19 protein-coding genes, 2 tRNA genes and 3 rRNA genes are annotated in these 26,030 nt (G+C 38.0%); 4 read left to right on the forward strand and 20 right to left on the reverse strand.

The window, feature by feature from the left end; all coding sequences use genetic code 11:
- Nucleotides 1-1,056 precede the first annotated feature (1,056 nt).
- The gene (locus tag B9O19_RS04490; protein WP_102365297.1) at nucleotides 1,057-2,004 is read right to left on the reverse strand and encodes an SGNH/GDSL hydrolase family protein; all 948 of its coding nucleotides are present in this window, start codon (nucleotides 2,002-2,004) and stop codon (nucleotides 1,057-1,059) included.
- Between the two features lie 396 nt (nucleotides 2,005-2,400).
- Here B9O19_RS04490 and B9O19_RS04495 point away from each other — a divergent pair, with 396 nt between their 5' ends.
- Entirely contained in the window at nucleotides 2,401-3,855 is a 1,455-nt protein-coding gene (locus B9O19_RS04495; RefSeq protein WP_102365298.1) for a carbon starvation CstA family protein, read from the forward strand.
- Between the two features lie 287 nt (nucleotides 3,856-4,142).
- On the opposite strand, the gene B9O19_RS04500 is transcribed toward B9O19_RS04495, so the two are convergent.
- The 6 genes from B9O19_RS04500 to B9O19_RS04525 all read right to left on the reverse strand — a co-directional run bounded on the left by B9O19_RS04500 (nucleotide 4,143) and on the right by B9O19_RS04525 (nucleotide 9,359).
- Complete coding sequence (locus tag B9O19_RS04500; RefSeq protein ID WP_102365299.1) at nucleotides 4,143-5,162, reverse strand: DUF4097 family beta strand repeat-containing protein; 1,020 nt, start codon at nucleotides 5,160-5,162, stop codon at nucleotides 4,143-4,145.
- Complete coding sequence (locus tag B9O19_RS04505; RefSeq protein WP_102365300.1) at nucleotides 5,159-5,761, reverse strand: DUF1700 domain-containing protein; 603 nt, start codon at nucleotides 5,759-5,761, stop codon at nucleotides 5,159-5,161. The genes B9O19_RS04500 and B9O19_RS04505 overlap by 4 nt, the downstream gene beginning before the upstream one ends.
- Nucleotides 5,751-6,071, reverse strand: a complete 321-nt coding sequence (locus tag B9O19_RS04510) for a PadR family transcriptional regulator (protein WP_102365301.1) — start codon at nucleotides 6,069-6,071, stop codon at nucleotides 5,751-5,753. Before B9O19_RS04510 ends, B9O19_RS04505 begins: the two co-directional genes overlap by 11 nt.
- Nucleotides 6,072-6,293: 222 nt before the next feature.
- Entirely contained in the window at nucleotides 6,294-7,247 is a 954-nt protein-coding gene (locus B9O19_RS04515) for a sensor histidine kinase (protein WP_158648913.1), read from the reverse strand.
- Between the two features lie 465 nt (nucleotides 7,248-7,712).
- Nucleotides 7,713-8,651 (reverse strand): L-rhamnose/proton symporter RhaT, encoded by a 939-nt coding sequence (locus B9O19_RS04520; protein ID WP_158648914.1) that lies wholly within the window; start codon nucleotides 8,649-8,651, stop codon nucleotides 7,713-7,715.
- A gap of 186 nt (nucleotides 8,652-8,837) precedes the next feature.
- Nucleotides 8,838-9,359 carry a copper amine oxidase N-terminal domain-containing protein gene (locus tag B9O19_RS04525; RefSeq protein WP_102365304.1) on the reverse strand — a complete coding sequence of 174 codons (522 nt, stop codon included), beginning with the start codon at nucleotides 9,357-9,359 and terminating at the stop codon, nucleotides 8,838-8,840.
- Between the two features lie 746 nt (nucleotides 9,360-10,105).
- On the opposite strand from B9O19_RS04525, the gene B9O19_RS04530 reads away from it, so the two are divergent.
- Entirely contained in the window at nucleotides 10,106-10,363 is a 258-nt protein-coding gene (locus B9O19_RS04530) for a helix-turn-helix domain-containing protein (protein WP_306560578.1), read from the forward strand.
- A gap of 980 nt (nucleotides 10,364-11,343) precedes the next feature.
- On the opposite strand, the gene rrf is transcribed toward B9O19_RS04530, so the two are convergent.
- The 6 genes from rrf to B9O19_RS04560 form a co-directional block, all read right to left on the reverse strand.
- A 5S ribosomal RNA gene (rrf, locus tag B9O19_RS04535) occupies nucleotides 11,344-11,459 on the reverse strand.
- A 133-nt stretch (nucleotides 11,460-11,592) separates the two neighbouring features.
- Nucleotides 11,593-14,444: ribosomal RNA gene (locus B9O19_RS04540) — 23S ribosomal RNA — on the reverse strand.
- Nucleotides 14,445-14,959: 515 nt separating this feature from the next.
- A tRNA-Ala gene (locus tag B9O19_RS04545) sits at nucleotides 14,960-15,035 on the reverse strand.
- A gap of 40 nt (nucleotides 15,036-15,075) precedes the next feature.
- Nucleotides 15,076-15,152 (reverse strand) — tRNA-Ile (locus tag B9O19_RS04550).
- Nucleotides 15,153-15,431: 279 nt separating this feature from the next.
- Nucleotides 15,432-16,962 (reverse strand): 16S ribosomal RNA (locus B9O19_RS04555).
- Together the 16S, 23S and 5S rRNA genes with 2 tRNA genes alongside form the textbook arrangement of a ribosomal RNA operon.
- A gap of 1,273 nt (nucleotides 16,963-18,235) precedes the next feature.
- Nucleotides 18,236-19,219 (reverse strand): hypothetical protein, encoded by a 984-nt coding sequence (locus tag B9O19_RS04560; protein WP_102365305.1) that lies wholly within the window; start codon nucleotides 19,217-19,219, stop codon nucleotides 18,236-18,238.
- Nucleotides 19,220-19,391: 172 nt separating this feature from the next.
- Here B9O19_RS04560 and B9O19_RS11630 point away from each other — a divergent pair, with 172 nt between their 5' ends.
- Nucleotides 19,392-19,568 (forward strand): hypothetical protein, encoded by a 177-nt coding sequence (locus tag B9O19_RS11630; RefSeq protein ID WP_158648915.1) that lies wholly within the window; start codon nucleotides 19,392-19,394, stop codon nucleotides 19,566-19,568.
- A gap of 53 nt (nucleotides 19,569-19,621) precedes the next feature.
- On the opposite strand, the gene kduI is transcribed toward B9O19_RS11630, so the two are convergent.
- The 5 genes from kduI to dapF form a co-directional block, all read right to left on the reverse strand.
- Nucleotides 19,622-20,458 (reverse strand): 5-dehydro-4-deoxy-D-glucuronate isomerase, encoded by an 837-nt coding sequence (gene kduI / locus B9O19_RS04565; RefSeq protein WP_172620954.1) that lies wholly within the window; start codon nucleotides 20,456-20,458, stop codon nucleotides 19,622-19,624.
- A 128-nt stretch (nucleotides 20,459-20,586) separates the two neighbouring features.
- Nucleotides 20,587-21,504 (reverse strand): nucleoid occlusion protein, encoded by a 918-nt coding sequence (gene noc / locus B9O19_RS04570; RefSeq protein ID WP_245863022.1) that lies wholly within the window; start codon nucleotides 21,502-21,504, stop codon nucleotides 20,587-20,589.
- Nucleotides 21,505-21,619: 115 nt separating this feature from the next.
- A complete protein-coding gene (locus B9O19_RS04575; protein ID WP_102365306.1) occupies nucleotides 21,620-21,850 on the reverse strand; it encodes a YlmC/YmxH family sporulation protein in 231 nt (76 codons plus the stop codon).
- Between the two features lie 71 nt (nucleotides 21,851-21,921).
- A complete protein-coding gene (locus B9O19_RS04580) occupies nucleotides 21,922-23,196 on the reverse strand; it encodes an LL-diaminopimelate aminotransferase (RefSeq protein ID WP_102365307.1) in 1,275 nt (424 codons plus the stop codon).
- Nucleotides 23,197-23,226: 30 nt separating this feature from the next.
- Nucleotides 23,227-24,078 carry a diaminopimelate epimerase gene (gene dapF / locus B9O19_RS04585; RefSeq protein WP_102366609.1) on the reverse strand — a complete coding sequence of 284 codons (852 nt, stop codon included), beginning with the start codon at nucleotides 24,076-24,078 and terminating at the stop codon, nucleotides 23,227-23,229.
- 179 nt (nucleotides 24,079-24,257) lie between these two features.
- Between dapF and B9O19_RS04590 the strand changes: the two genes are divergently transcribed.
- Nucleotides 24,258-24,629 carry a hypothetical protein gene (locus tag B9O19_RS04590; protein ID WP_102365308.1) on the forward strand — a complete coding sequence of 124 codons (372 nt, stop codon included), beginning with the start codon at nucleotides 24,258-24,260 and terminating at the stop codon, nucleotides 24,627-24,629.
- A 128-nt stretch (nucleotides 24,630-24,757) separates the two neighbouring features.
- Here the strand turns inward: B9O19_RS04590 and B9O19_RS04595 are convergent, their stop codons facing one another.
- Entirely contained in the window at nucleotides 24,758-25,003 is a 246-nt protein-coding gene (locus tag B9O19_RS04595; protein WP_102365309.1) for a TIGR03905 family TSCPD domain-containing protein, read from the reverse strand.
- A 22-nt stretch (nucleotides 25,004-25,025) separates the two neighbouring features.
- Complete coding sequence (locus tag B9O19_RS04600; RefSeq protein ID WP_102365310.1) at nucleotides 25,026-26,018, reverse strand: acyl-CoA dehydratase activase; 993 nt, start codon at nucleotides 26,016-26,018, stop codon at nucleotides 25,026-25,028.
- Between the last annotated feature and the right edge of the window lie 12 nt (nucleotides 26,019-26,030).

A 26,030-nucleotide genomic window follows, 5' to 3' on the forward strand; every position in this document is an offset into this window, starting at 1 on the left:
TATAAAAATGTGGTATAGCAAGCATCGGTAGGGCGTGCGAAGTACGCCGCGTAAGGCGCGCAGTCGCGGAAAACTTGTAATTAGAAAGGTTTATAACAAACTATTCTAAATATATTCACGCTTTGCGTGAGATGGTAGTTCACCTAACGAGGCAGACGTCGTCTGCCCTACCGATGTTCACTATAAACACTGTATATACGGAAATAATTGAAAATGAACAATAAAGTTTATCGAAAAGTTTAGGTATATAATAAAAATAAATATTAAAATTCTATAAAAATGTGGTATAGCAAGCATCGGTAGGGCGTGCGAAGTACGCCGCGTAAGGCGCGCAGTCGCGGAAAACTTGTAATTAGAAAGGTTTATAACAAACTATTCTAAATATATTCACGCTTTGCGTGAGATGGTAGTTCACCTAACGAGGCAGACGTCGTCTGCCCTACCGATGTTCACTATAAACACTGTATATACGGAAATAATTGAAAATGAAACAATAAAGTGTATAGAAAAGTTGACGTTTATAATAAAAATAAATATAAAAATTTTATAAAAATGTGGTATAGCAAGCATCGGTAGGGCGTGCGAAGTACGCCGCGTAAGGCGCGCAGTCGCGGAAAACTTGTAATTAGAAAGGTTTATAACAAACTATTCTAAATATATTCACGCTTTGCGTGAGATGGTAGTTCACCTAACGAGGCAGACGTCGTCTGCCCTACCGATGTTCACTATAAACACTGTATATACGGAAATAATTGAAAATGAAACAATAAAGTGCATAGAAAAGTTGAGGTATATAATAAAAATAAATATAAAAATTTTATGCTAGATGGCCCTAACACTTCTGACCGCTTTATTGTAGTCTTTCCATTTTTATTGTGTGTCCAGTAAAGACTTTGTATATATTTTAACTTAATTCTTAATACATATTCTAGTTTTGGCTATGCTTATAATCACTGCAAATTTATTTTTTAATATAACAGTTTAAAAGAGTTCCAAAGTTATATATGAAAATTATAACGTATCAGATTATATAAACTCAGCAAATTTAATTTATTTTTATAATCTAAAACCTTCCGGCGGCGGAACATTTTTGCTTGACTCTTCTAACAAAAACTTTGCCAGAGTTGGTATCTTTTCTCTTATCTCTTCTGCAATAAAACCCGCATAAACAAAAGAACCAAATCTGTTTTGATGCGTATTGTCAATCTCTCCGAATTCTCCTGACTGCATTATTTCATTATAGTCCTGAGGCCAGGCTTTAGGCCTGCCGTATCTTGATTCGCCTATGGTGTTTCCTGAACCGTCTTTTAATGACTGCAAGTATTTGAAATTCTCTTCCCCAATACTGTTAATATAGTTTTTTGACCTTTCAAACAACTCCAGCACAGTGACGTCTTCCGTTTCGCCAACCTGACGAATTGCTCTGATATAGGCATATTCTCCGAATTCGTCTGTCCCTCCGTGATTACCGGGAACTGAAGCGATTTTTCCATCTTTAAAAACACCTCTTGGAGGAGGTGTGAGCAAAACAGGCGCTGCACCGCGCTTTCTTATTTTATCAATATAAAATTTTAAATAGCCCTTATAAGTCGCTCCGCACTCAAAAGAATAAGGCGTGTTTCCAATTGGCAAAACTGTGGGATAAATTCCATTAGAATCAGGCGTTCCGAGCGGCGTGTGTCTTAGTTCTCTTTTTTCATGTCTGGCAGAATCATCATCATTATGGCAAAATTGAATAAATACAAAATCTCCTTCTCTTATTAGTTCATAACACGGGCCTACCCCTTGAGGAAACATTTCTTTAGTAAAGAGTCCATTATCTATAAATCTGCCGTCATTTAAAAAACTTCTGGAGCTTTCACCGCCTTCCGCGCATGAAATAACCGAAACAAATTTATCATCAAAAAAACTTCCTAAATGGTCGCCCCAGCCCCCTATAAAATTTTCACTGTCTTTACCATATGCGGTAACTATCGAATCACCCAATAAAAATACTTTAATCATAATAACACTTATCCGTTTCCCAATAATATTTAGATACAAAAATCCTTCTTTTTATGATTTACTATCATATCATATTATAATACATTATTTTATATTAAAATTCAAGCAGACATTTGACTATAAAGCAATTGACATTATAAGACAAATTTTATATAATAATTAGGTATTAATTTTTGTCTGATGAAGTAAAGCTTTAAATCTATGTTTATTTAACTTATTTTATAGTATTCATTCAAACGTATTTCGACGCTCAGTAATTGAATTTTTCATATTTTAACGCTTATATTAACGGTTCTTTGACGAACTTTCGGCCTATATAAATTTGATACAAAGCGAATTACAATAAATCTAAAATTATTAAACTTTTAAATATATTATAAAAAGGCAGGTATGACTATGATTACTTTTATAGCCGGATTAATTATTCTTATTGCCGGCGGAGCTGTTTACGGAAAGGTCTGCGAGAAAATATTTAAACCTGATGATAGAACAACTCCGGCAGTAATGTTGAATGACGGAGTAGATTTTGTTCCTATGAAAAAGTGGAAAAACAGCTTGATACAACTCTTAAATATTGCCGGAACCGGTCCTATATTAGGTCCGATTCAAGGAATTTTATTTGGTCCTATTGCATTCATCACTATACCTATCGGTTGTGTAATAGGGGGAGCGTTTCATGACTATATGAGCGGAATGATTTCCGTAAGGAATGACGGAAAACAAATGCCGTCACTTATTCAGCAATTTTTAGGTAAGCATATTTATGTTGTATATAACATATTTGTCTGTTTGCTAATGCTTTTGGTCGGAGCTGTTTTTATCTATACTCCTGGCGACTTATTTGTAACCGAAATTTTGAAAGGTAACAGTGGATTTTCAAATCCAGTTATTTGGATTGTTTACGGTGCAATATTTGTTTATTACATAATTGCAACCCTGTTTCCTATAGACAAAATAATAGGCAGAGTTTACCCTATCTTTGGGGCTGTACTGATTTTGTCCGCTTTAGGCGTATTTGCGGGACTTTTTATTAAAGGCTATCCGCTGAATGAAATCTGGTCTACTGGAGTTGTCGGCATACATCCCAAAGGTCTGCATTTTATTCCAATCTTTTTTGTAACCGTAGCCTGCGGCATAGTATCTGGATTTCACTCCACACAAGCCACCCTTATCTCAAGGACAATAGGCAATGAAAAAGAGGGCAGAATGACCTTTTACAATATGATGATTGCTGAAGGTTTTATTGCTATGACCTGGGCTGCGGCTGCAATGGGAGTTATGAATCTTGGACTTGCCAACGCTGACACCCCGGCGACTAACGTTGTTGGTATAGTTGCCAACAGCCTTCTTGGCAGAATAGGCGGAATGATTGCGATAATAGGCGTTATTGTCCTTCCTATAACATCAGGTGACACCGCGCTTCGCTCTTTAAGACTAATGGTTTCAGACGCCCTGCATATTGACCAGTCAAAAAAAAGAAACAGATTGATGGTATCACTGGCAATTTTTGTGCTTGTGGCGGCACTGCTTTTATTCTCAAAACTGAATGCTGACGGATTCAATATACTTTGGCGGTATTTTGCTTGGGCAAATCAAACAATAGCAATATTTGCATTCGCTATGATTGCCATTTATTTTATACAGAACAAAAAGCCATATATTCTCGCAATTATTCCCGGAATGTTCTACGCGTTTATTATCACAAGCTTTATTCTTAACGCTCAGATTGGGTTTAACCTTTCCTGGACAATAAGCTATATAATTGCAGGAATTTTAACAACAGCATATGGATACTTTATAATACATACCGGCAAAAAATCTTTAAAACTGCAAACACAAATACCAAATTAGAATAATAAGATAATAACAGGTATTTACTAAACAAATTTGTTAGCCAATCTATAAAATGTCTCAAATTAATTATGATATTAAATAAAAATAAGACTTCAAACAATATGAACTGACCTTAAATTGTTATATTTTCGGTCTACCTTTTTGGGGGTAAGTTCATTATAATGAAGTCTTATTTTTTTCTATTCATTTATTAGAAAATTAAAAACCTTTCATTTTTTCTGTCCTAACAAAGCGGCTGCCATTTTATTCACCCTGATATTTTTGAACCGGCTAAATAAAACAGTTTATTTTTCAAACTCTATAATAATATTTCCGCTGTCAGTTTCGGCGTTAAGTCTCTTATCTCCGCTGTTCACAGCGCTGCCCAAATTATTATTGCCGTATTTGCTGTTGGATGTTATTATATACTCCGTCTGAGCACCATTTATATTTCCTCTTATATTTCCATTTTTAGATTTAAGGTCAATATAATCTGAGGTCAAATTATCAAATTTAACATCGCCGTTATCGCTTGCGTCTATTAAAGCTCTGCATGAAACGTCCTCCATTATAAAGTTTCCGTACGCGCGTTTGCTTTCAATTGTATCAGAAACTTTAATACTGCTTAACATCATATTTCCACTTTTAGCGTCAACAGAAAGATTTTCAAAGCTATCTTCTGTAAGCTTCAAATTTCCATAAGTGTTTTTGATTTGAGTATTTGAAAAGACTGAATTATCAATATATATGTTCCCATATCCGCTTGTAATAACAGCACTGCTCCCGCTCTGACCGGCTGTAGAATTTAAGATACTGATATCTCCGCTGTCAATTTCCAGTTTGAAATCCGAAAAAGCGCAGTCCTCCATACTTACTCTGCCGCTTTTGCCAATATACTTTAAACTTCCGTTTAAACTTTCCAAACTTACATCGCTGTTACCGGCGTCAATATCAAAGTTCTGAATCTGCCCCTGCGGAATTTCTATATTTACAACATATGTTGCGATATTAATACTGAAAAGGTTGTCATACCACTTTGAACCATATTTATAGTCAACTTTCAAAATTCCGTTTTCAACTGAAACACTGCAGCTTCGCTTTAAGTCTTCACTATAAGTAACTCTAACCTTTTCACCGCTGTATCCTGATATTTCTACTCTGTCAAGGACGGAATCAATATCCATAGCAGTTATATCCGAAGCGTTAAACTCTACGCTTTGCGCCTTCAGGTCAACTGGTTCAAAAGCCCCGCCCGCAATAGACGCGCCGGCAATAATTATTCCCGAAACAAATAAAATACACGCTGTAATGATTAACTTCTTCATATTCTCTCAGCCTCCTTGCGTATAAATTTATACTTGATTTTTCTGACTATAAACATTGTGAACTGTATTAGTTTTTTAGCGCACCATACACAGCCAAAAAATCCAAGTATCGCTAAACCTGCACAAGCAATTGCCGTACCAAGAAAAAACAAAGCTTTTGCTATACTCTCAACAAACACAAAAGGCATAGCAATAACGGCTAAAACAGCTGAAGCAGCAAACGCAACGTCTGCGGCGAACAATGATACAACAACAGACCAAACAGATACATACAGCGCCAGTAATGACGCGGCAACCGCTATCAAGATTGAAAGCCATATCGGAGACCCGACAATAATCAATATAATCGCAGGAACACTAAACCGCTTCCCCTTAACCTCCCGGGCTACAAGCTTTCGTATTGACGTCTCGTCAGTAATCCGTCCTGCTATTGTATCCGCGTCCTCAAGACCTGCGATAAATGTTTTCTCGTCGGCGCCGTCCTCAACAGCGTCATCAATCAGTTCCGAATAATAATCCAAAGTCTTATTTACCTCTTCATAAGGCAACCCCTTTAAAGCATGACGCAAATCATTTAAAAACTCATCCTTATTCATCATTTTTAACCGCCTCCTTTATAAAATCATACGCTCTCGTCACATTTGGCCATTCATATATAAATACATTAATACGCTCAATCCCCTCTTTAGTTATTTGGTAATACTTTCTCAGTCTTCCGTTATGCTCAACCGAATAATGAGTAAGACATCCCGAACTTTCAAGGCGCTTAAGTATTGGATACAAAGTAGATTCAGAAATCTCCATATATGGCTGTATATCCTTTATAATTTTGTATCCATATGAATCTTCACCTTTGACAGACGCTAACACACAAATCTCTAATATTCCGCGCTTTAATTGTACATCCACATGAAATACCTCCTTTCACATGATACTATATCACGCATAGTATAATTTGTCAAGAGGTATTTTAAAATTATTAAATAAAAAACCAGATCTGAAAAATGTAAAAATACTATAATAAGAAATAAACGCCTGAAATCGGCTGAAGAAGACCGAAATTCAAGCGTTTGTATTAATAACTAATTTTCTTATATCTTTATCTATATAAATCGTCTTGCCGCAGTTTTTTTATGACAGATAAACAGTTTCATTTTTAAAGGCACCAAATAATGATAACGCAATCAAGCTTGTATCCACTAAATCTTTTCCATAGCTCAGAACATCTCGAAGAGGAACAACTCCATCTTTGTCCTCACCTATATCAGTTTTGAGAATTAAACTAAATACCGAACCGCCTTCCTTTATATTTGATACCAATATTTTACCGTTCATACTGCTGGCAAGTTTTTGACACACTATTAAGCCATAACCTTTATAAGATCTGAGCAATCCGTTATTCTTTCCGAAAATACTTATATTGTCACGGTTTAAAAATGATTTGATTTTTTCTATATCAACTCCAATACCGTAATCCACTACAGAAACAGCAACGGTATTTTCATTTGAGAAATTATTTACGATAATATCCACCCGACCGTTTTCTGAGTGACTGTGAACTATTGAATTTACCAGCAAATTAACAAGTATATGTGTAAGCCGCGTTATATCAACGCTTACTAGCGCCTCGCTCCTCATATTATTTCTAAGATGAATATTCTTGCTCACAGTTACAGGCAGATTATTATGAACGGTGTTTATAAACTCATTCATATATTTTACCAGGCTTACCTTAGTTTTTTTATAAAGAGCAGCCTCATTTTTACTCATCAGCAGCTCGCATAGGTTTCTCAGCCTGAGATAAGTAGTTCCCATTGATGCATTGACCTTGTGTAGAATATCCAGGCTTTCAGGTTTCAGTTCTTCATATTTTATAACAGAATTTATCATATCCCTAATCATATATGTATTATCTTCTATCAGTTTAATAATGTATTCAATATCATTTTCAAACACACTCTTTCTCGAATCGCATGATAAAATGTATTTCTTATTATGAAAATTTTTTAGTAAAAATAATCGTAAATCTTTTGCGCTTAAACTACCGTTTTGGGATAAAGACAGTTCATTTATTTCATTAATCATAATACACCTCATGTCTTATTTTATAACTTAATATATATAAAATTTTGCCCCAACAACATATTTATTTCATATTAATACTATAAAATTAAAATATCTATGCAATAATATTATTATAACACACGAATAGACTGGAAGACAATGATAAATATCACATTTGAAAAAATAAAATAAAAAACTATAATTATACTTTAAAAGTATTTCGGCTGTTTTAAAATATTATATGTTTATATACTGACCATATAATATAATAAAACATATGTATTAAAATCCTGCACATATGTCACATTGATAAAGAAACCGGATATATTTAAATATTTAAATTAATATAAACAATAACATACAGCTATATTCTTTGATGTTTTAATCCGCTCGGTATTATACTGCCCGAAATTATATATAAAAAATTGATAATTGCCTGTGATTAAACAAACAATTATCAAATCGTAAATTATTATAAATTGACTTTTATATAAACATCCACGCCGCAATTAAAACAGCGCATCCTATAAACAGCAGCTTCTTGGAGTGATTTCTCCATTCCCCGGTTTTCAGCCCCCAGGCAGTAGAAATTATTAGTGCTAAAGCGTTAAACAGAATCCATCCAACAGAGCTGTATTTTTCTCCCAAAATTATTATAGAAAGCCCATATAATAACAATGCTGCATACCATATCATACTCACAATAAACAATTTTGCCGACCTAACGGCGGAGCCTTTTAGTTTAACGGTATACCATTCCTTTCTTATAAATAATTCACAGATACACCAAATCATCCCCATAATACATCCGCCGACAAGCACAGGCAGCCATTTCACCGCTGAAATAGCTAACTGGGAATAATCTAAAGCCATTAACTCATATCCCAAAACCTCAGATCCGTTAAACCCTATATTCATCGCTCCGGAACCTAAGCCGGAAAGAATGGAAAGCAGGTATCCTAAGGCAGATCCTTTTGCCCCTCCGTCACGCCTTACACCTGCAACAGTAATAATAATTACTCCGATAACAGTCAAAATAAGGCCGATATACAGTTTAACCGCATCGCTTCCAACAGGGAGTGCAGAATTTAATATCATCGGCATAACAGACCCAACGATTGTTGAAATCCCCATAGATATTCCATATACCATAGACATTCCGATTTTATCAATAGCTTTAGAAAATCCAACAGCTGAAATTCCCCACAGCATACCGCAAAATACAGGCAGTATTTTATAATATTTTATAAACTCCGGCAAAGACGGCACCTGAATCCATGCAACTCCTATTACCGTCACCATACACAGCAGACAATATATCCCCCAAAATGCCGCCCAAGAAAACGGTTTATAATTTTTATACCCCAAACCAAAGCTTCCCTGAAAAATTCCGGCAGCAAACAATAAAGCAAAACCAACTACCATATTTACCCCCATATGTAATTATATAAAATTATACACATTGTCTATATTATGATATAATAATTATAAAGTCAAGACTTATTTCCGGTATAATAATTTTTAATGGATATAATGATTAAAACAAATGCCGGTTTAAATAAAAAACGCCCTTGAAACCGGTGAATCGGTTTCAAGGCGCTTTTAGTATTTTTACAAATTAGTGGGGCTGTTTCTTTTTTTCATAAAAATGTTCATACTGGTTTCTGTCTCGCCATAATCAACATTATATCCGAACGTCTCACAGACAAAACGAAGGGGAACTAATACTCTGTTGTTAAGTTCAACGGCCGGAACATCAAGTTCAACTTCATCAATATCAATTAAGGCATTTTTGTCTCCGACAATCAATTTTATTGTTTTGCCATTATACTCTAATATCACGCTTTGCTCGGTCTCATCATAAATAATTTTATTATCTTTAATCCCTATGGCATTCGCTAAAAAGCGCAGAGGCACCATTGTTCTGTTCTCAATAATTATTGGTTCAACATCAAAATTTATCTTGCTTCTTTCTATATATACATTTATATTTTTACTAGATGTAATCCTATATGTCTCACCATTAATTTTTACAGCATCACCGCTTACGCTTGCATAAGTCGGATAAACACAAAACAATGAAACTATCAAAACAAATAAACACAAAATAAAACGTTTGAATTTAAAAATCATTTGTATCCTCCTGAGCCAAGATTTTGAAATTTGTAATTTATTATTTTTTTTATAATTAACATCTATTGCTGAATATCCCTGTAATTAGCACAACCAGCATAAATATTCAAATTTGAATTAACGGTTTCTGGAGAAAAATCAAACTTGTCAGTAAAATTGAACTCCTTAAACCAGCATATTAATGAAAACCCATACCTATCAGGCGTATCAGATTCCAGCACATATTCGCCATTTTACTTACTGCGAGTTCGGAGCCAGCACAACATCTTCATAATTTAAGTTAAAAGTGACTTTAAAATAGTTGTCCTTAACATTTGAGGAGCCACCGCCTGAACTTCCCCCCAAACCTCTGCTATTAACTTTGTCTCATTAAATTATTGCCTAAACCCCATTATCAATTTAAAATATTTATAATTCGTTATTTACAATATTTTCATATTATCATTATAAAAATAAAAAATTACATTTATAAATGTAATCTTTTATTTCTTTTTATGTTAAGATACTTATAGTAAATATAATAATTTAAATGGTATTTCGATACTAACAACTATTTACATTTCATATTAGTATCATATTAAAATATTGTAAAAGTCAAATTTAATAATTTGCACAGATGAATAAATATACATATGATGTAAATTATTAAACAAACACGCAGTTAAATATATTTATTATATTTTAATAATTAACAAGGAGTGCATATAATACGTAAAGAAGTTGGTTTTGAAAACAGAGACCGATTTGTGGAACTGGGATTAATGATTTCTGCTTTGAGAAAAGCTAAGGGTTATACTCAACATGAACTTGCTGAGAAAACACATATTAGCCGTTCACATCTTAGTTCCATTGAAGCCCCTAATATAACTTCATCATTTTCTTTAGAAATTCTCTTTAATATCGCCGATATTTTAGAGGTCAAACCCGGTGACTTGCTTAATCTTAATTTGCCCTCTTTCTACTTTAATAATGATGAACATGATAAAAAATCAGAAAATTTATAAAATAAAGCTATATTAATTTATATTAAATATTAGGTAAAATATATTTAAAAAGATTAAAATAAGTATATAATTATTGGAATTAAAACAAACAGAAATTTCTAACATTTTAGAAATATGACAAAGAACATACCCACGGGATGAAAAAGATTTTTAATCTATATACATACTTATAATTTATTTAAACTTATCAATTTTTATAGCACTTTAACTAATTACATATAAAGCTACACTAATATAAATAATTCAAATATATGAATTATTTCATATAGATTATGATATTTTTATTAAGTACAATATATATGCGTATACAAATATTTCGTATATATTATACTTCATACAAATACCTATTTTAAGACCATTTATAAATATAAAATTAATTCCGCCACGATACATCACAGTCGTGTAATATATTATATGATAACTGAGTTAATTATTAGCATATATATTATATAATATTAAACAAAAGTGTAGCAACAATTGACATTGCAGGCTTGATAAAATAAGCTAGTTTCATTATACGCACTTTAAAAAGTATACTACATCTACATAAATAATAGAGTAAAAAAAGTGTGTTTGCGAACATCGGAAGGGCGCATTTATGCGCCGCGTTAGGTGAGCCATCATCTGAACACGCAGTGTTCAATATACAAATAACATAACTTATGTCTCACAAATCTTATACAAATATTTCGCATATATTATACTTCATACAAATACATATTTTAAAACCGTTCATAAATATATGATTTAATTCCATCATAAATTAAACAAAAGTACAGCCACAATTGATATTGCAGTTTTGATATAACAAGCTAGTTTCATTATACACACTTTTTAAGTGCGGTCACTATCCATCACAGCTTAACAATTTATTGGTATCTCATAACACACATCATTCAGATGCAGAGACAGCAATTCAATATATTATTTGTTCGAGCATAAAAAAAGCACCTGAACTTTCGTTCAAGTGCTCTGATATGTTTTGGCAGCGTCTTATGTTCCCGGGCAGTCACCCGCCAAGTATTTTCAGCGCTGAGAGCTTAACTTCTGTGTTCGGTATGGGTACAGGTGTGACCTTCTCGCTATTGCCACCAAATATGACTACACTTTTTTAAAAGTGTATGTTATACAAACTAATATATTATGTTTTTCAATTGAAAAGAGAAAGTAAGAAGCTTTCTTACTCACAACATAGTTCATAAAACTCTCGCCTTACTTCCTATGTCTTTTAGGTCAAGCCCTCGACCTATTAGTATCGGTCAGCTTAATGTGTTACCACACTTACACCTCCGACCTATCAACCACATAGTCTACGTGGGGTCTTACTTCTTTTAAAGAATGGGAAATCTTATCTTAGGGGGGACTTCACGCTTAGATGCCTTCAGCGTTTATTCCTTCCGTACTTAGCTACCCAGCCGTGCCTTTGGCAAGACAACTGGTACACCAGTGGTACGTCCATCCCGGTCCTCTCGTACTAAGGACAGCTCCCTTCAAATTTCCTGCGCCCGCGACAGATAGGGACCGAACTGTCTCGCGACGTTCTGAACCCAGCTCGCGTACCGCTTTAATGGGCGAACAGCCCAACCCTTGGAACCGACTCCAGCTCCAGGATGCGATGAGCCGACATCGAGGTGCCAAACCTCCCCGTCGATATGGACTCTTGGGGGAGATCAGCCTGTTATCCCCAGGGTAGCTTTTATCCGTTGAGCGACGGCAATTCCACTCTCTTACCGCCGGATCACTAACTCCAACTTTCGTTACTGCTCGACCTGTTCGTCTCGCAGTTAGGCTTGCTTTTGCGTTTGCACTCTTCGTACGATTTCTGACCGTACTGAGCTAACCTTTGAACGCCTCCGTTACTCTTTAGGAGGCGACCGCCCCAGTCAAACTGTCCACCAGACATTGTCCCCCGACCGGTTTCACGGCCGCAGGTTAGAATTCCAGTATCACAAGAGTGGTATCCCAACATTGACTCCACACAAACTGGCGTCTGTGCTTCTCTGTCTCCCACCTATCCTGTACATGCAATACCAAAATCCAATATCAAGTTACAGTAAAGCTCCATGGGGTCTTTCCGTCTATTCGCGGGTAACCGGCATCTTCACCGGTACTACAATTCACCGGGTGTGTTGTTGAGACAGTGCCCAAATCGGTACGCCATTCGTGCGGGTCAGAACTTACCTGACAAGGAATTTCGCTACCTTAGGACCGTTATAGTTACGGCCGCCGTTTACCGGGGCTTCAATTCAGACCTTCGCTTGCGCTAAGTCCTCCTCTTAACCTTCCGGCACCGGGCAGGCGTCAGCCCCTATACTTCATCTTTCGATTTAGCAGAGACCTGTGTTTTTGCTAAACAGTCGCTTGGGCCTATTCTCTGCGGCCTGCGCTAGCAGGCACCCCTTTTCCCGAAGTTACGGGGTCAATTTGCCGAGTTCCTTAACAACACTTCTCCCGCTGGTCTTAGGATTCTCTCCTCACCCACCTGTGTCGGTTTACGGTACGGGCACCTCATCAATACACACAGCTTTTCTCGTCAGTGTACAATCATCCACTTCGCTACTTAATTTTCGCTCCCTTTCGCCGCACTCGACCATCGGTGCGGTTGGATTATGTTCCTGCGTCCCTGTGCTTAACAATTTCGGTGGCTACGGAATTTCTACCGTATGTGCATCGACTACGCCTTTCGGCCTCGCCTTAGCTCCCGGCTTACCTTGAGCGGACGAACCTTCCTCAAGAAACCTTAGGTTTTCGACCATTATGATTCTCACATAATTCTCGCTACTCATTCCGGCATTCTCTCTTCTATCTCGTCCACATGTCCTTCCGGTCATGCTTCTCCCTATAATAGAATGCTCCCCTACCAATGTAACCTAAGTTACATTCCCAAGCTTCGGTATAGGTTTTAGCCCCGTTAAATTTTCGGCGCCTATTCACTCGACTAGTGAGCTATTACGCACTCTTTAAATGTATGGCTGCTTCTAAGCCAACGTCCTAGTTGTCTCTGCAACTAGACATCCTTTTCCACTTAAACCTATTTTGGGACCTTAGCTGTGGGTCTGGGCTGTTTCCCTTTCGACCACGAAACTTATCTCCCGTAGTCTGACTCCCGGACATCATTTTTGCGGCATTCTGAGTTTGATAGGGTTCAGTAAGCTATACGCCCCCTAGCCCATTCAGTGCTTTACCTCCGCTAAACTAATCCGAGGCTAGCCCTAAAGCTATTTCGGGGAGAACCAGCTATATCCGAGTTCGATTGGAATTTCTCCGCTACCCACAGCTCATCCCCGCATTTTTCAACATACGTGGGTTCGGTCCTCCACCAGATTTTACTCTAGCTTCAACCTGTCCATGGGTAGGTCACTCGGTTTCGGGTCGTATACATGCAACTCTTTCGCCCTATTCAGACTCGGTCTCCCTGCGGCTTCGAACCTTAAGCTCTTAACCTTGCTACATACATACACTCGCCGGACCGTTCTACAAAAAGTACGCCGTCACACTTTAACGTGCTCCGACTGCTTGTAAGCACACGGTTTCAGGTTCTCTTTCACTCCCCTCCCGGGGTTCTTTTCACCTTTCCCTCACGGTACTGCTTCTCTATCGGTCATTAGGTAGTATTTAGGCTTGGATAGTGGTCTACCCTGCTTCCCACCGGGTTTCTCGTGTCCGGCAGTACTCTGGATCCTGCTCGCTCTTCGTCAATTTCGTTTACGGGGCTCTTACCCTCTTTGGCTTGACTTCCCAGTCAATTCTACTATCAACTCCGAATGCGTTTCGCAGTCCTCAACCCCGACAGTATTACTACCATCGGTTTGGCCTCTTTCCCTTTCGCTCGCCGCTACTCAGAAAATCTCTTTTGATTTCTCTTCCTCCGCCTACTTAGATGTTTCAGTTCAGCGGGTCTCCCCACATATACCTATTTATTCAGTATATGCTGACAAAGTATTGCTTTGCCGGGTTTCCCCATTCGGAAATCTGCGGATCTATAGTCATTTGCACCTTCCCGCAGCTTATCGCAGCTTGTCACGTCCTTCTTCGGCTCCTAATGCCAAGGCATTCTCCATGTGCTCTTCTTCGCTTGACCTTCGTCGTCGCAAACTTCGCTGTTCCGTTTACGGCTTCGCCGTAAATCTTCACCGCTTCGTTGCTCCTCCTCTTCCCACAAAACAAGTTTTGCGGGAGTACTGAGTTTCAACTCTTGTTTGCTCCGCTTTGTAGTGAAATATTACTATTTCACGGTCGCTATTTAGTTCTCCTTAGCGATTAATCTTTCGATTAATTTTAATCATGTGAGTAAGTTTTGTTAATACTTTCTTAGAATAGTTTTTTTACAGCTCCTATCTCTAGTCGCTGCATTCCCAGTTACCCTTGTATGAATCTCTTCATACGCGCGTTCTTTTCTGAAAAAACCTGATCTTGTATCTATTTTCATAAATACTCATCATTTTTCCGTAATATATGACCTGTATCATATACTACGTCAAAGTATCTTTCATAATTATTTCTAATCATTACTCCTTACTCTTCTCTTTATTCAATTTTCAAACATCTTCTCAACCTTTCTTTTTCAGATGGTTGAAATTTGGAACTATAAGTTCCTGGTGGAGATGAGGAGAATCGAACTCCTGACCCCCTGCTTGCAAGGCAGGTGCTCTCCCAGCTGAGCTACACCCCCATGGGATATTAAATTTAAAACCACTTTGTAGCAATAAAAGTGGTGGGCTGAAGTGGACTCGAACCACCGACCTCACGCTTATCAGGCGTGTGCTCTAACCTGCTGAGCTATCAGCCCGCATTGAAACCATCCGTACTTGCTTTATTTTCTTATTGAAAACCTCAGCTTAGATTAGAAGTTTCTTATCTCAACCTATCTTCTCAGATGGTTGAAAAACAAATAGTGAAAAAGTCTTTTGAGATTGAGTTTCCTCAATCATCGACCTTAGGATTTCTTGGCTAACTTCCGTTACTTCCTTCCGCTTCCTTCTTCCATAATTTTCAGGCTCAATGCCTTACTCTCTTACTTCCGCTCTCCGCTTCCGTTACTCTTCTCAGAACCAAGGGGTCTCCTTAGAAAGGAGGTGATCCAGCCGCACCTTCCGATACGGCTACCTTGTTACGACTTCACCCTAATTATCAATCCCACCTTCGACTGCGCTCTCCCTAAGGTTAAGCTACAGGCTTCGGGTGTTATCGACTCTCATGGTGTGACGGGCGGTGTGTACAAGGCCCGGGAACGTATTCACCGCAGCATGCTGATCTGCGATTACTAGCAATTCCGACTTCATATAGGCGAGTTTCAGCCTACAATCTGAACTGAGACTGCTTTTTGTGTTTTGCTCCACATCACTGCTTTGCTTCACTTTGTTAACAGCCATTGTAGTACGTGTGTAGCCCAGGACATAAGGGGCATGATGATTTGACGTCGTCCCCACCTTCCTCCGATTTGTCACCGGCAGTCCTGCCAGAGTCCCCAACTTAATGATGGTAACTGACAGTAAGGGTTGCGCTCGTTGCGGGACTTAACCCAACATCTCACGACACGAGCTGACGACAACCATGCACCACCTGTCTCCACGTCCCGTAGGACTTCACCTATCTCTAGGCTATGCGTGGGATGTCAAGTCCTGGTAAGGTTCTTCGCGTTGCTTCGAATTAAACCACATACTCCACTGCTTGTGCGGGCCCCCGTCAATTCCTTTGAGTTTCAATCTTGCGACCGTACTCCCCAGGTGGGATACTTATTGTGTTAACTGCGGCACAGAAGGGGTCGATACCTCCTACACCTAGTATCCATCGTTTACGGCGTGGACTACCAGGGTATCTAATCCTGTTTGCTCCCCACGCTTTCGCGCCTCAGCGTCAGTTATCGTCCAGAAAGCCGCCTTCGCCACTGGTGTTCCTCCTAATATCTACGCATTTCACCGCTACACTAGGAATTCCGCTTTCCTCTCCGACACTCAAGATATACAGTTTCAAATGCAGCCCCGGAGTTGAGCCCCGGTATTTCACATCTGACTTGTCTACCCGCCTACACGCCCTTTACACCCAGTAAATCCGGACAACGCTTGCCACCTACGTATTACCGCGGCTGCTGGCACGTAGTTAGCCGTGGCTTATTCTGTGTGTACCGTCATTATCTTCCACACTTAAAGAAGTTTACAACCCGAAGGCCTTCTTCCTTCACGCGGCGTTGCTGCGTCAGGGTTTCCCCCATTGCGCAATATCCCCCACTGCTGCCTCCCGTAGGAGTCTGGGCCGTGTCTCAGTCCCAATGTGGCCGATCAACCTCTCAGTTCGGCTACCGATCGTCGCCTTGGTAGGCTTTTACCCCACCAACTAGCTAATCGGACGCGAGTCCATCTTTAGGCGATAAATCTTTGATTATTATACCATGCGATACAATAATTTTATGCGGTATTAGCATCCCTTTCGGAATGTTGTCCCCCTCCTAAAGGCAGGTTACTCACGCGTTACTCACCCGTCCGCCGCTTTCCATCCTTATCTTCTCCCCGAAGGGATCCGTTAAAAATTTCTCGCTCGACTTGCATGTGTTAGGCACGCCGCCAGCGTTCGTCCTGAGCCAGGATCAAACTCTCGATTAATATTGTTATATATCCAGACTCTCGTCTACCAATATACTCGATTGTTTGTTAGCTCTTATCGAATACTAACGTTCGTCGCAGCCCGCTTCGCTTTCCCCATAAATTTGTAAACAAATTTATGCTCTTCGCTCCGCAGCAGCTCCTCTTAAATCAAAAGCAAGCTTTTGATTTATTCTTAACCCCCGCAGAACTTTGTTCCGCAGCTGCAACTTGTAAAGTTCGCTAAAACTTTTTTGGAATTGACAAAGTCTCCACTCTTGCGAGTTTCTTACCTTGTGCAATTGTCGTAATAAGTACATCTAAATGTATCTTTATTACCGCTTTTTCACTATTTATTTTTCAAACATCTGCTTAGCTCTCAAACAAATCTCTTTATTAGAAAGCTCCATCGCTGCACCGCAGCAACTTTATTAGTATACCATGTTTGTTTTTACTTGTCAAGACTTTTTTTGAACTTTTTTTATTTTTTCTGTTCTTTTTTGTCCCTTAAGTTTCAGCCGGCCTTTTTGCCTTCTCCGGTTCCTTTTTTACTCTCACAGTATTCTATCTTTCAGCTTTTCTTGCCTCAGCCGAAAGCTTTATTATCTTATCATATTCTTACCCTTCTTGTCAATATATTTTTTCACTTTACTTTTCACAAATTCTTTACCCATTATTTACTTCTGCTTTGGTTATTTTGTTTGTATATAGTTTTCTATTTATAATGTCCCGCTAATATTACTTTAAAAAATAGGATATGCAATTTTGGTTGCATATCCTATTTTGTTTGCTTAAAAACTTAAACTATCTTTTATCACATCATCGTAGTTCTCCGAATAACCAATTCTCCAACCGCTGTCGCTGAGGTCTCTGAGAAACTCCAGTCATCAATTTATCAAATCCAACGCTCACTTATCTCACTCAGCGCCAAGTCTTAGAAAGCTCCGCTAGTTGGATTTGAATCTACAGATGATAAACCTTTAATTATCAAATCATACGATTAAATAATTCATATTGTTTTAATTTACAATAACATCATACCTAACCGCTGCAAGAATATCCAGTTTGCATTTTTGAAATTTTCTAAAGACTAATTATTAGTTATAACAATTTAAATCCACCGGTTTATGTAACGCTAATAATTTAGACAATTAATATTCAAGTCATTTAATATGCCCGGCTTAAATACTTTTTTATGGTCAATGTTATTTATTGTTATAACATCCGACTGACAAATACTTAGCACTATTACTTAAATATGCAGTTATAACTCTTAAACTATTAATTTATTATTTTAATCCTCTAAACCCGATTCAGCATTCTCAGCGCTTTCTTCATTGCCGGTGTCACTTTTTGTGTTGTCGCCTGTTTTGGCATCGTCAATGTTATCTTCTACAGGCTCCTCCGCCTTTTTCGTGTCTTCTTCTCCGCTGTCTGCAGGTTGAGTTTTCTTCTCTTCCCCGCTATCAGTCTTTTTTTCGGTGTCAGTTCTTTGAGTAGATTTTTCCTGAGTAGTATCTTTCGGTTTTGATTCTGAACCGGATTGTGTGTTTTTATCGGTGTTTTCCTTGTCATTTCCGGCCGATGACTTATCACCGCTCGATTTTGTATCTGAGTCAGCTCCATTACTGCTTTTCGGTTTTACAGTTGCAGCGGGTGCCGACACTGGAATATCAGCCGAATTACTCCTTGTTTTAAACCAATTTGAAGCGTTTACTGAAACTATGTATATCAATAACCCTATAATAAACCCTATTATTGCAAGACCGGCAACTTTTATTATAAATTTTCCCGGATGTCTTTTTGCAGAAGGCTTCTTAACTCTTTTACCTTCATAATTATTATCAGCATAAAACTGCTGATCCTGTCTGCGCGTATTCTTTTTCGTTTTCTGATCCGGGTTATATCGATAATATTGCTTTTTGACAGGCTGAGACTGTCTCCTGTTTCGGCCCCCTTGATATTCATTACCGGAAATTCCTGTCTCCTCTGCCGCCCGGCTGTTTTCAAAGCCGCTCCCCCTGCCGTCAATTTTGGGAATAGCTACAGTCATATCAGCATTATTCTCCAAATTTGTATTGACAGGTCTTCTGTTTGTTCTACCTGCACTTTGTACCGGTTTATATGTCTCAGTTTCAGACGTTTCAATATTTTTAACGTTATTATCATGCTTCACATCATAGTTATTGTTTACCGCCGGCCGCACCAAAGAGCTGCCGCAATACTTGCATATCTTATCATTGTCGCCTACTTGCTTTCCGCAAAATTGACAAATCATATAAATACCTCTTTCTTTTTATGTTTATTAAATTATAACACAATATTCGACCTAGTCAATACATGCTTTACATAAGATAGCATAATAAAACACAAATATTTTGATATATTTTATTGTTCTGCAATCACTTATATGTTATAATTTAAAGAAAAAAATGACTGGAGAGATACTTATGGCACACAAAAATTTTGAAGATTTTAAAGAGGCGGTAACTGAACATTATAATAATATAGAATTTCCTGCCGGGGCTATTGGAGAATTGTCTGAAACAATTGTAAATATGTCAGCCAAAATCACTCTGGAAGTTCTGCAGCAATATCATAAAGAATTTATAGAAAAAAGTAATTAATTTAGAACAAAAAAGTCAGTCCGGTATAAAACGGGCTGACTTTTTATAATTTATTATCTTATGTCTTTCATATCAACATCATCCATATCATCAAAGGTTTGATTTTCTCCTACCATACCCCAAATGAACGTATAATTTTTGGTTCCAACGCCTGAATGTATTGACCAGCTTGGTGAAATAACAGCTTCCTCATTTCTCATAACGAGATGTCTTGTTTCCTGAGGTTCGCCCATCATATGGAATACAACATCATCTTCTCCCAATTCAAAATACAGATACACTTCCATTCTTCTCTCATGAGTATGGCACGGCATAGTATTCCAGTTGCTTCCTACCTCAAGCGAGGTCATTCCCATTACCAGCTGGCAGCTCTGACAAACTTCAGGATGAATATATTGGTTTATAACTCTCTTATTACATCCTTCAACGCTTCCCAAGGGACGTTTATTTGCCATTTCCATTGTAATCTTCAATGTTGGGTATGTATGGTGAGCCGGAGCCGAGTTCAAATAAAACTTTGCCGGATTCGCAGGGTCGTCACTCTTAAATGATACCTCTTTAATTCCCATTCCTGCATATAAACCATCCTTATAGGACAAATCATACTCTTCGCCGTCTAGAATAACTGTTCCCGGGCCTCCGATGTTGATAACTCCAAGCTCTCTTCTCTCAAGAAAGTAATCCACGCCCAGCTCGTGCCCTGCTTCCAAAGTCAGAACCTTTTCTGACGGACATACTCCGCCGACAATTATTCTGTCAACATGGCTGTAAACCAGCTTCACTTTATCAGGAATAAACAAGTCCTGAATCAAAAAATCATTTCTCATTCTGTCAGTAGTGTAATGTTTTGCATCATCAGGATGCCACGGGTTTCTAATTTCAATATCCATTTCTATTCCTCCATTTATAAAAATACGCCGCTTTCTCAGCGTCTCTTTAGTTTCATTCCAATTTTATCATAGTTTCATTTGATATGCAAGGAATAAAATGAATATTTTACGACAGTTAACATTATATATTATTTGGGAATTTTAATGGTATATTCTATATATTCCTCACTCTCACGCCGCTTGGTTACCGCGTTTACACCGCTCTGTTTCATAAGGTCAACAGCTTTTCTTATAGTGTTAGAAAAAATTCTTATATCTCTGAAAGTTTGAGGAAGGTGCCCCGGCTTTTTCTCTTCTTCATTATTATTTTCCTGAGATTTTTTTAGTATTTTTTCTACTAAAGCTTCTGTTTTTGCCACATTAAGACCTTTTTTAGTTATTTCATTCAAAGCCGCCATCTGCTGTTCCTCATTTTCAAGCTTTAAAAGCGCTCGGGCATGACGTTCAGTTAATCCATATTCACACAATACGGCTCTGACTTTTATCGGCAGTTTTAAAATACGGATTTTGTTTGCTACTGTCGACTGATTCTTTCCGAGCTTAGAGGCGAGCTCGTCCTGGGTCATTCCATGCTCTGAAATCAGAGTTAAATATGCTTCCGCCTCCTCAATATAATTTAGGTTCTCACGCTGTATATTCTCAACCAATGCCAAAATTGCGCTGTCAGTCTCGTCAACCCTCATAACTATTGCCTGTATGTAATCCATTCCCAAAAGCTTGCACGCTTCAAGCCTGCGCTGCCCCGCAACCAGTTCATACTCAAACGGTATAACCTGTCTTACAGTTATCGGCTGCATTAAACCATAATTTTCTATTGACGCGGCCAGCTCGTTTAATGAGTTTTCATCAATTTCCAACCGCGGCTGATTGGGGTTTGGTTTTATGCTGTTTATTGGTATGGATTGCGAGTTCCCATGTGTCTTTATCCTCTTATTCTGAGTTACGTCCGTCAAATTAATCTCCATATTTACTCTATCAATTTCATGCACTTCGTTTTCCTGAGAGGCTTCTGTTTCGACGCCTCGTTTTAAATAGTCTAATAACATTTTTGTCATCCTTTCTTTTGTAACATTTGCTATATTCGGCTATAAAAATTATATCGTAATATATACCTTAATGCAAAAAGTTTAATGACAAAAATTTCGACATTTAATTCATTCTTCAGTCTCTCTCAATTATAATTAAGTCATCGCCGATTTTTGTTATCTTATCCCATGGAATAGTAACGTCGTCTTCTCTGCCCAAAACACCCAGGAACCTGTACGAGCCCGGAACAAGAAGAGACTTTATCTGACCGCTGTTTTCATCAAATTCCATATCAGACACAAAACCCAGTCTTTCACCATCCATTGCACAAATTACTTCTTTAGAACGCATATCGCTGAATTTCATTCCATCACCGCCTATAATAAAAAATCACTCCATAATATATATGAAGTGATTTCAAATTCTATGTGATAAAATTATTCTGAATCTTCTTTTGTCTCTTCTGCCTCTTGTTCAGGCTCAGTCTGATGCTCAAAACCAAAAAGCTTTTTTAAGCGGTTCATAGCTTCAACTGTATTATCTTTATCCCCAAACGCTGTCAAACGGAAATACCCCTCTCCGTTTTCTCCAAAACCTGCGCCGGGAGTTCCCACAACGTTTATATTCTCCAGCAGATAATCAAAGAATTCCCATGACTTCATTCCGTTAGGACACTTCAGCCAAATATACGGCGAATTCACACCGCCAAAATACTTTATACCTATCTCATCCATAGTATCAGCTATAACTTTTGCATTCGCACGGTAATAATTTATATTTTCCATTATCTGCTTCTGACCTTCTTCAGTGAAAACGGCCTCCGCACCTCTTTGAACAATGTATGGAACGCCGTTGAACTTAGTGGTCTGACGTCTTACCCACAGCTTGTTAATCTCAACAACATCACTGTCAATCTTTAAGAGCTTCAGCTTATTTACCTTAACCTTTAAATCCTTCGGAACTATAGTATATCCGCACCTGGTTCCGGTAAATCCGGCTGTCTTTGAAAGTGAACAGAACTCTATTGCACATCTTTTTGCTCCGTCAATTTCATATATGCTTCTTGGCAGATTTTCATCCTGAACAAAAATCTCATACGCAGCGTCATATAAAATAACCGCATCGTTTTCAAGAGCATAGTCCACCCACGTTTTAAGCTGCTCTTTGGTATAACAAGCCCCTGTAGGATTATTTGGCGAGCACAAATAAATAATATCCGCCTTTGTATTTCCCTCCGGCAGAGGACAAAAACCATTGTTTGCATTAGCGTTTAAAAATTCAATTTTTCTGCCATTCATAATGTTGGTATCAACATATACGGGATAGACCGGATCAGGAATCAAAACAACATTATCCTTATCAAATAAATCAGTTATATTACCGACATCACTTTTAGCGCCGTCGCTTACAAAGACCTCATCAAGTTCAAGGCGAATTGTATTTTTCTTATAATAGTCCACAATCTTTTCTCTCAGAAAGTCATATCCCTGTTCCGGTCCGTATCCTCTGAATGTTTCCTGTGCGCCCATCTCATCCACAGCTTTATGAAGCGCCTCGATAACTGCAGGAACCAAAGGTAAGGTAACGTCACCTATACCAAGCCTTATTATTTTTTTATCCGGGTTTTGGGCTGAATAATCATTAACCTTTTTAGCTATCTCTGAAAATAGATAACTTTCTTTAACGTTTAAAAAATTCTCATTTAATCTCAATTTCAACACTCCTTTATTATTAATTAATTTCTATCTGGCTATTGGCGGAACCTCAACTTCTCCTTCACAGATAAATGTAGCCGGTCCCTTTTTTATTACCGTGCCGTCCTGCAAATAAGTTATTTTTAAATTTCCGCCTCTAAGCTTAACCGTTATTTCTCTGTCGTGCTTACAGTATCCGTTTAAAACAGCTGCCACAACAGCAGCACAAGCGCCTGTTCCGCAAGCCCATGTTTCTCCGCTTCCTCGTTCCCAAACTCTCATTTGCAAAGTATCCTCATCAATAACCTTTATAAATTCGGTATTGATACGCTCCGGAAACAATTCATGATTTTCAAATAGTGGACCGACTTTTTCGAGTTCCAAACTATCAATATCATCCATAAATATTACAGCATGGGGGTTTCCCATAGACACCGCCGTAATCTCATATTCTTTATCCATAACGCTAATCGGATAACCTATAACTCTATCGCCGTCTATACTGACAGGGATCTTTTGAGGCTCAAGTTCCGCCTTGCCCATACCAACTGTAACAGATACCACTTCGCCATCTATTACATCAAGCTCTAAATCTTTAATTCCTGAATTAGTTTCAAGCGTTATATCAGTTTTTTTGGTTAAACCATTATCGTATACGTATTTTCCTACGCATCTTGTAGCGTTTCCGCACATTTCAGCTTCCGACCCGTCAGCGTTAAAAATACGCATTTTAAAATCAGCGGTTTCCGACGGCATAATCAATACTAGGCCGTCGCTTCCGATTCCAAAGTGCGGATCCGAAACAAACTCAGACATTTTTGACGGATTAAAAACTTCCTCTTCAAAGCAGTTGATGTAAATATAACTATTACCTATGCCATGCATTTTTGTAAATTTGATCATTAATATCCCTCCATATAAACTGCTTACACATGGTATATTCTACCACAAAACGCTAATAATTACAAGCAATAGTAAAAATAATTTTAAAAATATAAAAATTGTTTACACAAAGTTCATTGAATTTCGTCTTTTATTATGTTAGAGTAAAACTGTAATAATTTTACGAGGTGAAGAATATGGAAAGTTTTCGAAACTTTATGCAGGGAAGATACGGATTTGACAAACTAGGGCTGTTTATTATAATTGCGTCCATTGTATTATCTATGTTATCAAGGCTGTTCTGGCTTCCCCTCTTGAATTGGATGGCTATAATTCTTGATATAGTATTTATATACAGATTTTTATCTAAAAAGGAATTTGCCAGACAGCGTGAAAACAGAATATTTCTTGAAAAGTTTGAACAAGCCAAAGAATTTATTCATAGAGACAGAAAGAACTATAATTACTACAGGTGCCCCGTATGCAAAACAAAATTTGTAACTCCCAAAAACCAAACCTTTGGTTACACTTCAAAGGTTATTTGCCCAAAATGCAAAAATGAATTTTAGCGCTTGTAATAAATAAAAATAGTTTTCATAAATATAGTTACGTAACTCTTTGATTAATCTATCCCGCTCTTTTTCATTTTATACCCCTAAAAAAAACGCCGGCACTCATATGTGCCGGCGCTTTCTTATTAATTAACAGCTTCTTTTAAAGCTCTTGCTAACTGAGCAGGACATGATGTACCTCTGCCATTGCAGTCGATATCCTTTAAAATTTCAATAACCTTTGACGCTTCCATTCCTTCAACCAGCAGTGATATGCCCTGCAAATTACCATTGCATCCGCCGACAAATGAGACATTACTAACTTTACCATCAACTAAATCAAACTTTATTTGACGTGAACACGTCCCTCTGGTTTTATATGTATACTCCATATAATCATCTCCAAATATGCAATTAACGAACACTCTGCCTTGAGGCCTTGCTGGTTCCGGCGTACTTGCCGCATTTATCTCCCCATACAGCCAAAACTTCATTGTCTGATGAGATTACCCTTATGACCTCACACATATTAGAGCAACCGTTACACTCAAAACTCGTTGGCTTAAACTCAAGTTCAAGCTGTTCAAATCCGCGGAACATAGGTGTGGTTATATTATTTTCTTCAATATATTCCTTCGCAAGAATAGCACAGCCTATGGCTCCCATAACATCATAATATTTTGGTATTATAACCTTTTCGCCTACCTCGTCCTCAAACGCCTTTCTGATTCCAACGTTAGCAGCGACGCCGCCCTGGAAAATAAACGGTGGCTTTAATGTCTTTGCGCGGCCCAAATTGTTAATATAATTTCTCACAAGCGCTGTACATAAGCCTTTTATTATCTCAGCCTTTGAGAATCCATATTGCTGTTTCGCTATCATATCAGACTCGGCAAACACTGTACACCGGCCTGCTATTCTTACATCCTTTTCAGCGGTTAATGCAAGCTCGCCAAATTGTTCAATAGGAACTCCAAGTCTTTCCGCCTGATGATCCAAAAACGAACCCGTACCGGCAGCGCACACTGTATTCATAGCAAAATCAGTAACCATACCGTCTTGGAGGATTATTATTTTTGAGTCCTGTCCTCCAATCTCAAAAATGGTTTGAGCGTCCGGGTGAAAATGGAGGGTTGCCGTAGCATGCGCTGTTATCTCATTTTTTATAACATCGGCTCCGACGAGAACACCTGCAAGTTCTCTTCCGCTGCCTGTGGTTCCTATACCTAGTATATCGTCATCCTGACAGCCTATAGCCTCTTTCAGTTTTGTCATGCCTTTTTTGACGCTCTCCAGCGGCTGACCGTTTGCCCTAATATATTGGTTAAAACAAACATTATAATTATTATCCATAGCGATAACGTTTGTACTAACCGATCCAATATCAATACCCAAATAATATTTCATATATAACTCCTA

The sequence above is a fragment of the Monoglobus pectinilyticus genome (assembly GCF_002874775.1).
Lineage (GTDB): Bacteria > Bacillota > Clostridia > Monoglobales > Monoglobaceae > Monoglobus > Monoglobus pectinilyticus.

Bases quoted from the DNA above. Each gene is read 5' to 3' on its own strand.
- B9O19_RS04490 (WP_102365297.1), bottom strand. From the start codon at position 2,004: ATGATTAAAGTATTTTTATTGGGTGATTCGATAGTTACCGCATATGGT.
- B9O19_RS04495 (WP_102365298.1), top strand. From the start codon at position 2,401: ATGATTACTTTTATAGCCGGATTAATTATTCTTATTGCCGGCGGAGCT.
- B9O19_RS04500 (WP_102365299.1), bottom strand. From the start codon at position 5,162: ATGAAGAAGTTAATCATTACAGCGTGTATTTTATTTGTTTCGGGAATA.
- B9O19_RS04505 (WP_102365300.1), bottom strand. From the start codon at position 5,761: ATGATGAATAAGGATGAGTTTTTAAATGATTTGCGTCATGCTTTAAAG.
- B9O19_RS04515 (WP_158648913.1), bottom strand. From the start codon at position 7,247: ATGATTAATGAAATAAATGAACTGTCTTTATCCCAAAACGGTAGTTTA.
- B9O19_RS04520 (WP_158648914.1), bottom strand. From the start codon at position 8,651: ATGGTAGTTGGTTTTGCTTTATTGTTTGCTGCCGGAATTTTTCAGGGA.
- B9O19_RS04525 (WP_102365304.1), bottom strand. From the start codon at position 9,359: ATGATTTTTAAATTCAAACGTTTTATTTTGTGTTTATTTGTTTTGATA.
- B9O19_RS04560 (WP_102365305.1), bottom strand. From the start codon at position 19,219: ATGATTTGTCAATTTTGCGGAAAGCAAGTAGGCGACAATGATAAGATA.
- B9O19_RS11630 (WP_158648915.1), top strand. From the start codon at position 19,392: ATGGCACACAAAAATTTTGAAGATTTTAAAGAGGCGGTAACTGAACAT.
- kduI (WP_172620954.1), bottom strand. From the start codon at position 20,458: ATGGATATTGAAATTAGAAACCCGTGGCATCCTGATGATGCAAAACAT.
- noc (WP_245863022.1), bottom strand. From the start codon at position 21,504: ATGTTATTAGACTATTTAAAACGAGGCGTCGAAACAGAAGCCTCTCAG.
- B9O19_RS04575 (WP_102365306.1), bottom strand. From the start codon at position 21,850: ATGAAATTCAGCGATATGCGTTCTAAAGAAGTAATTTGTGCAATGGAT.
- B9O19_RS04590 (WP_102365308.1), top strand. From the start codon at position 24,258: ATGGAAAGTTTTCGAAACTTTATGCAGGGAAGATACGGATTTGACAAA.
- B9O19_RS04595 (WP_102365309.1), bottom strand. From the start codon at position 25,003: ATGGAGTATACATATAAAACCAGAGGGACGTGTTCACGTCAAATAAAG.
- B9O19_RS04600 (WP_102365310.1), bottom strand. From the start codon at position 26,018: ATGAAATATTATTTGGGTATTGATATTGGATCGGTTAGTACAAACGTT.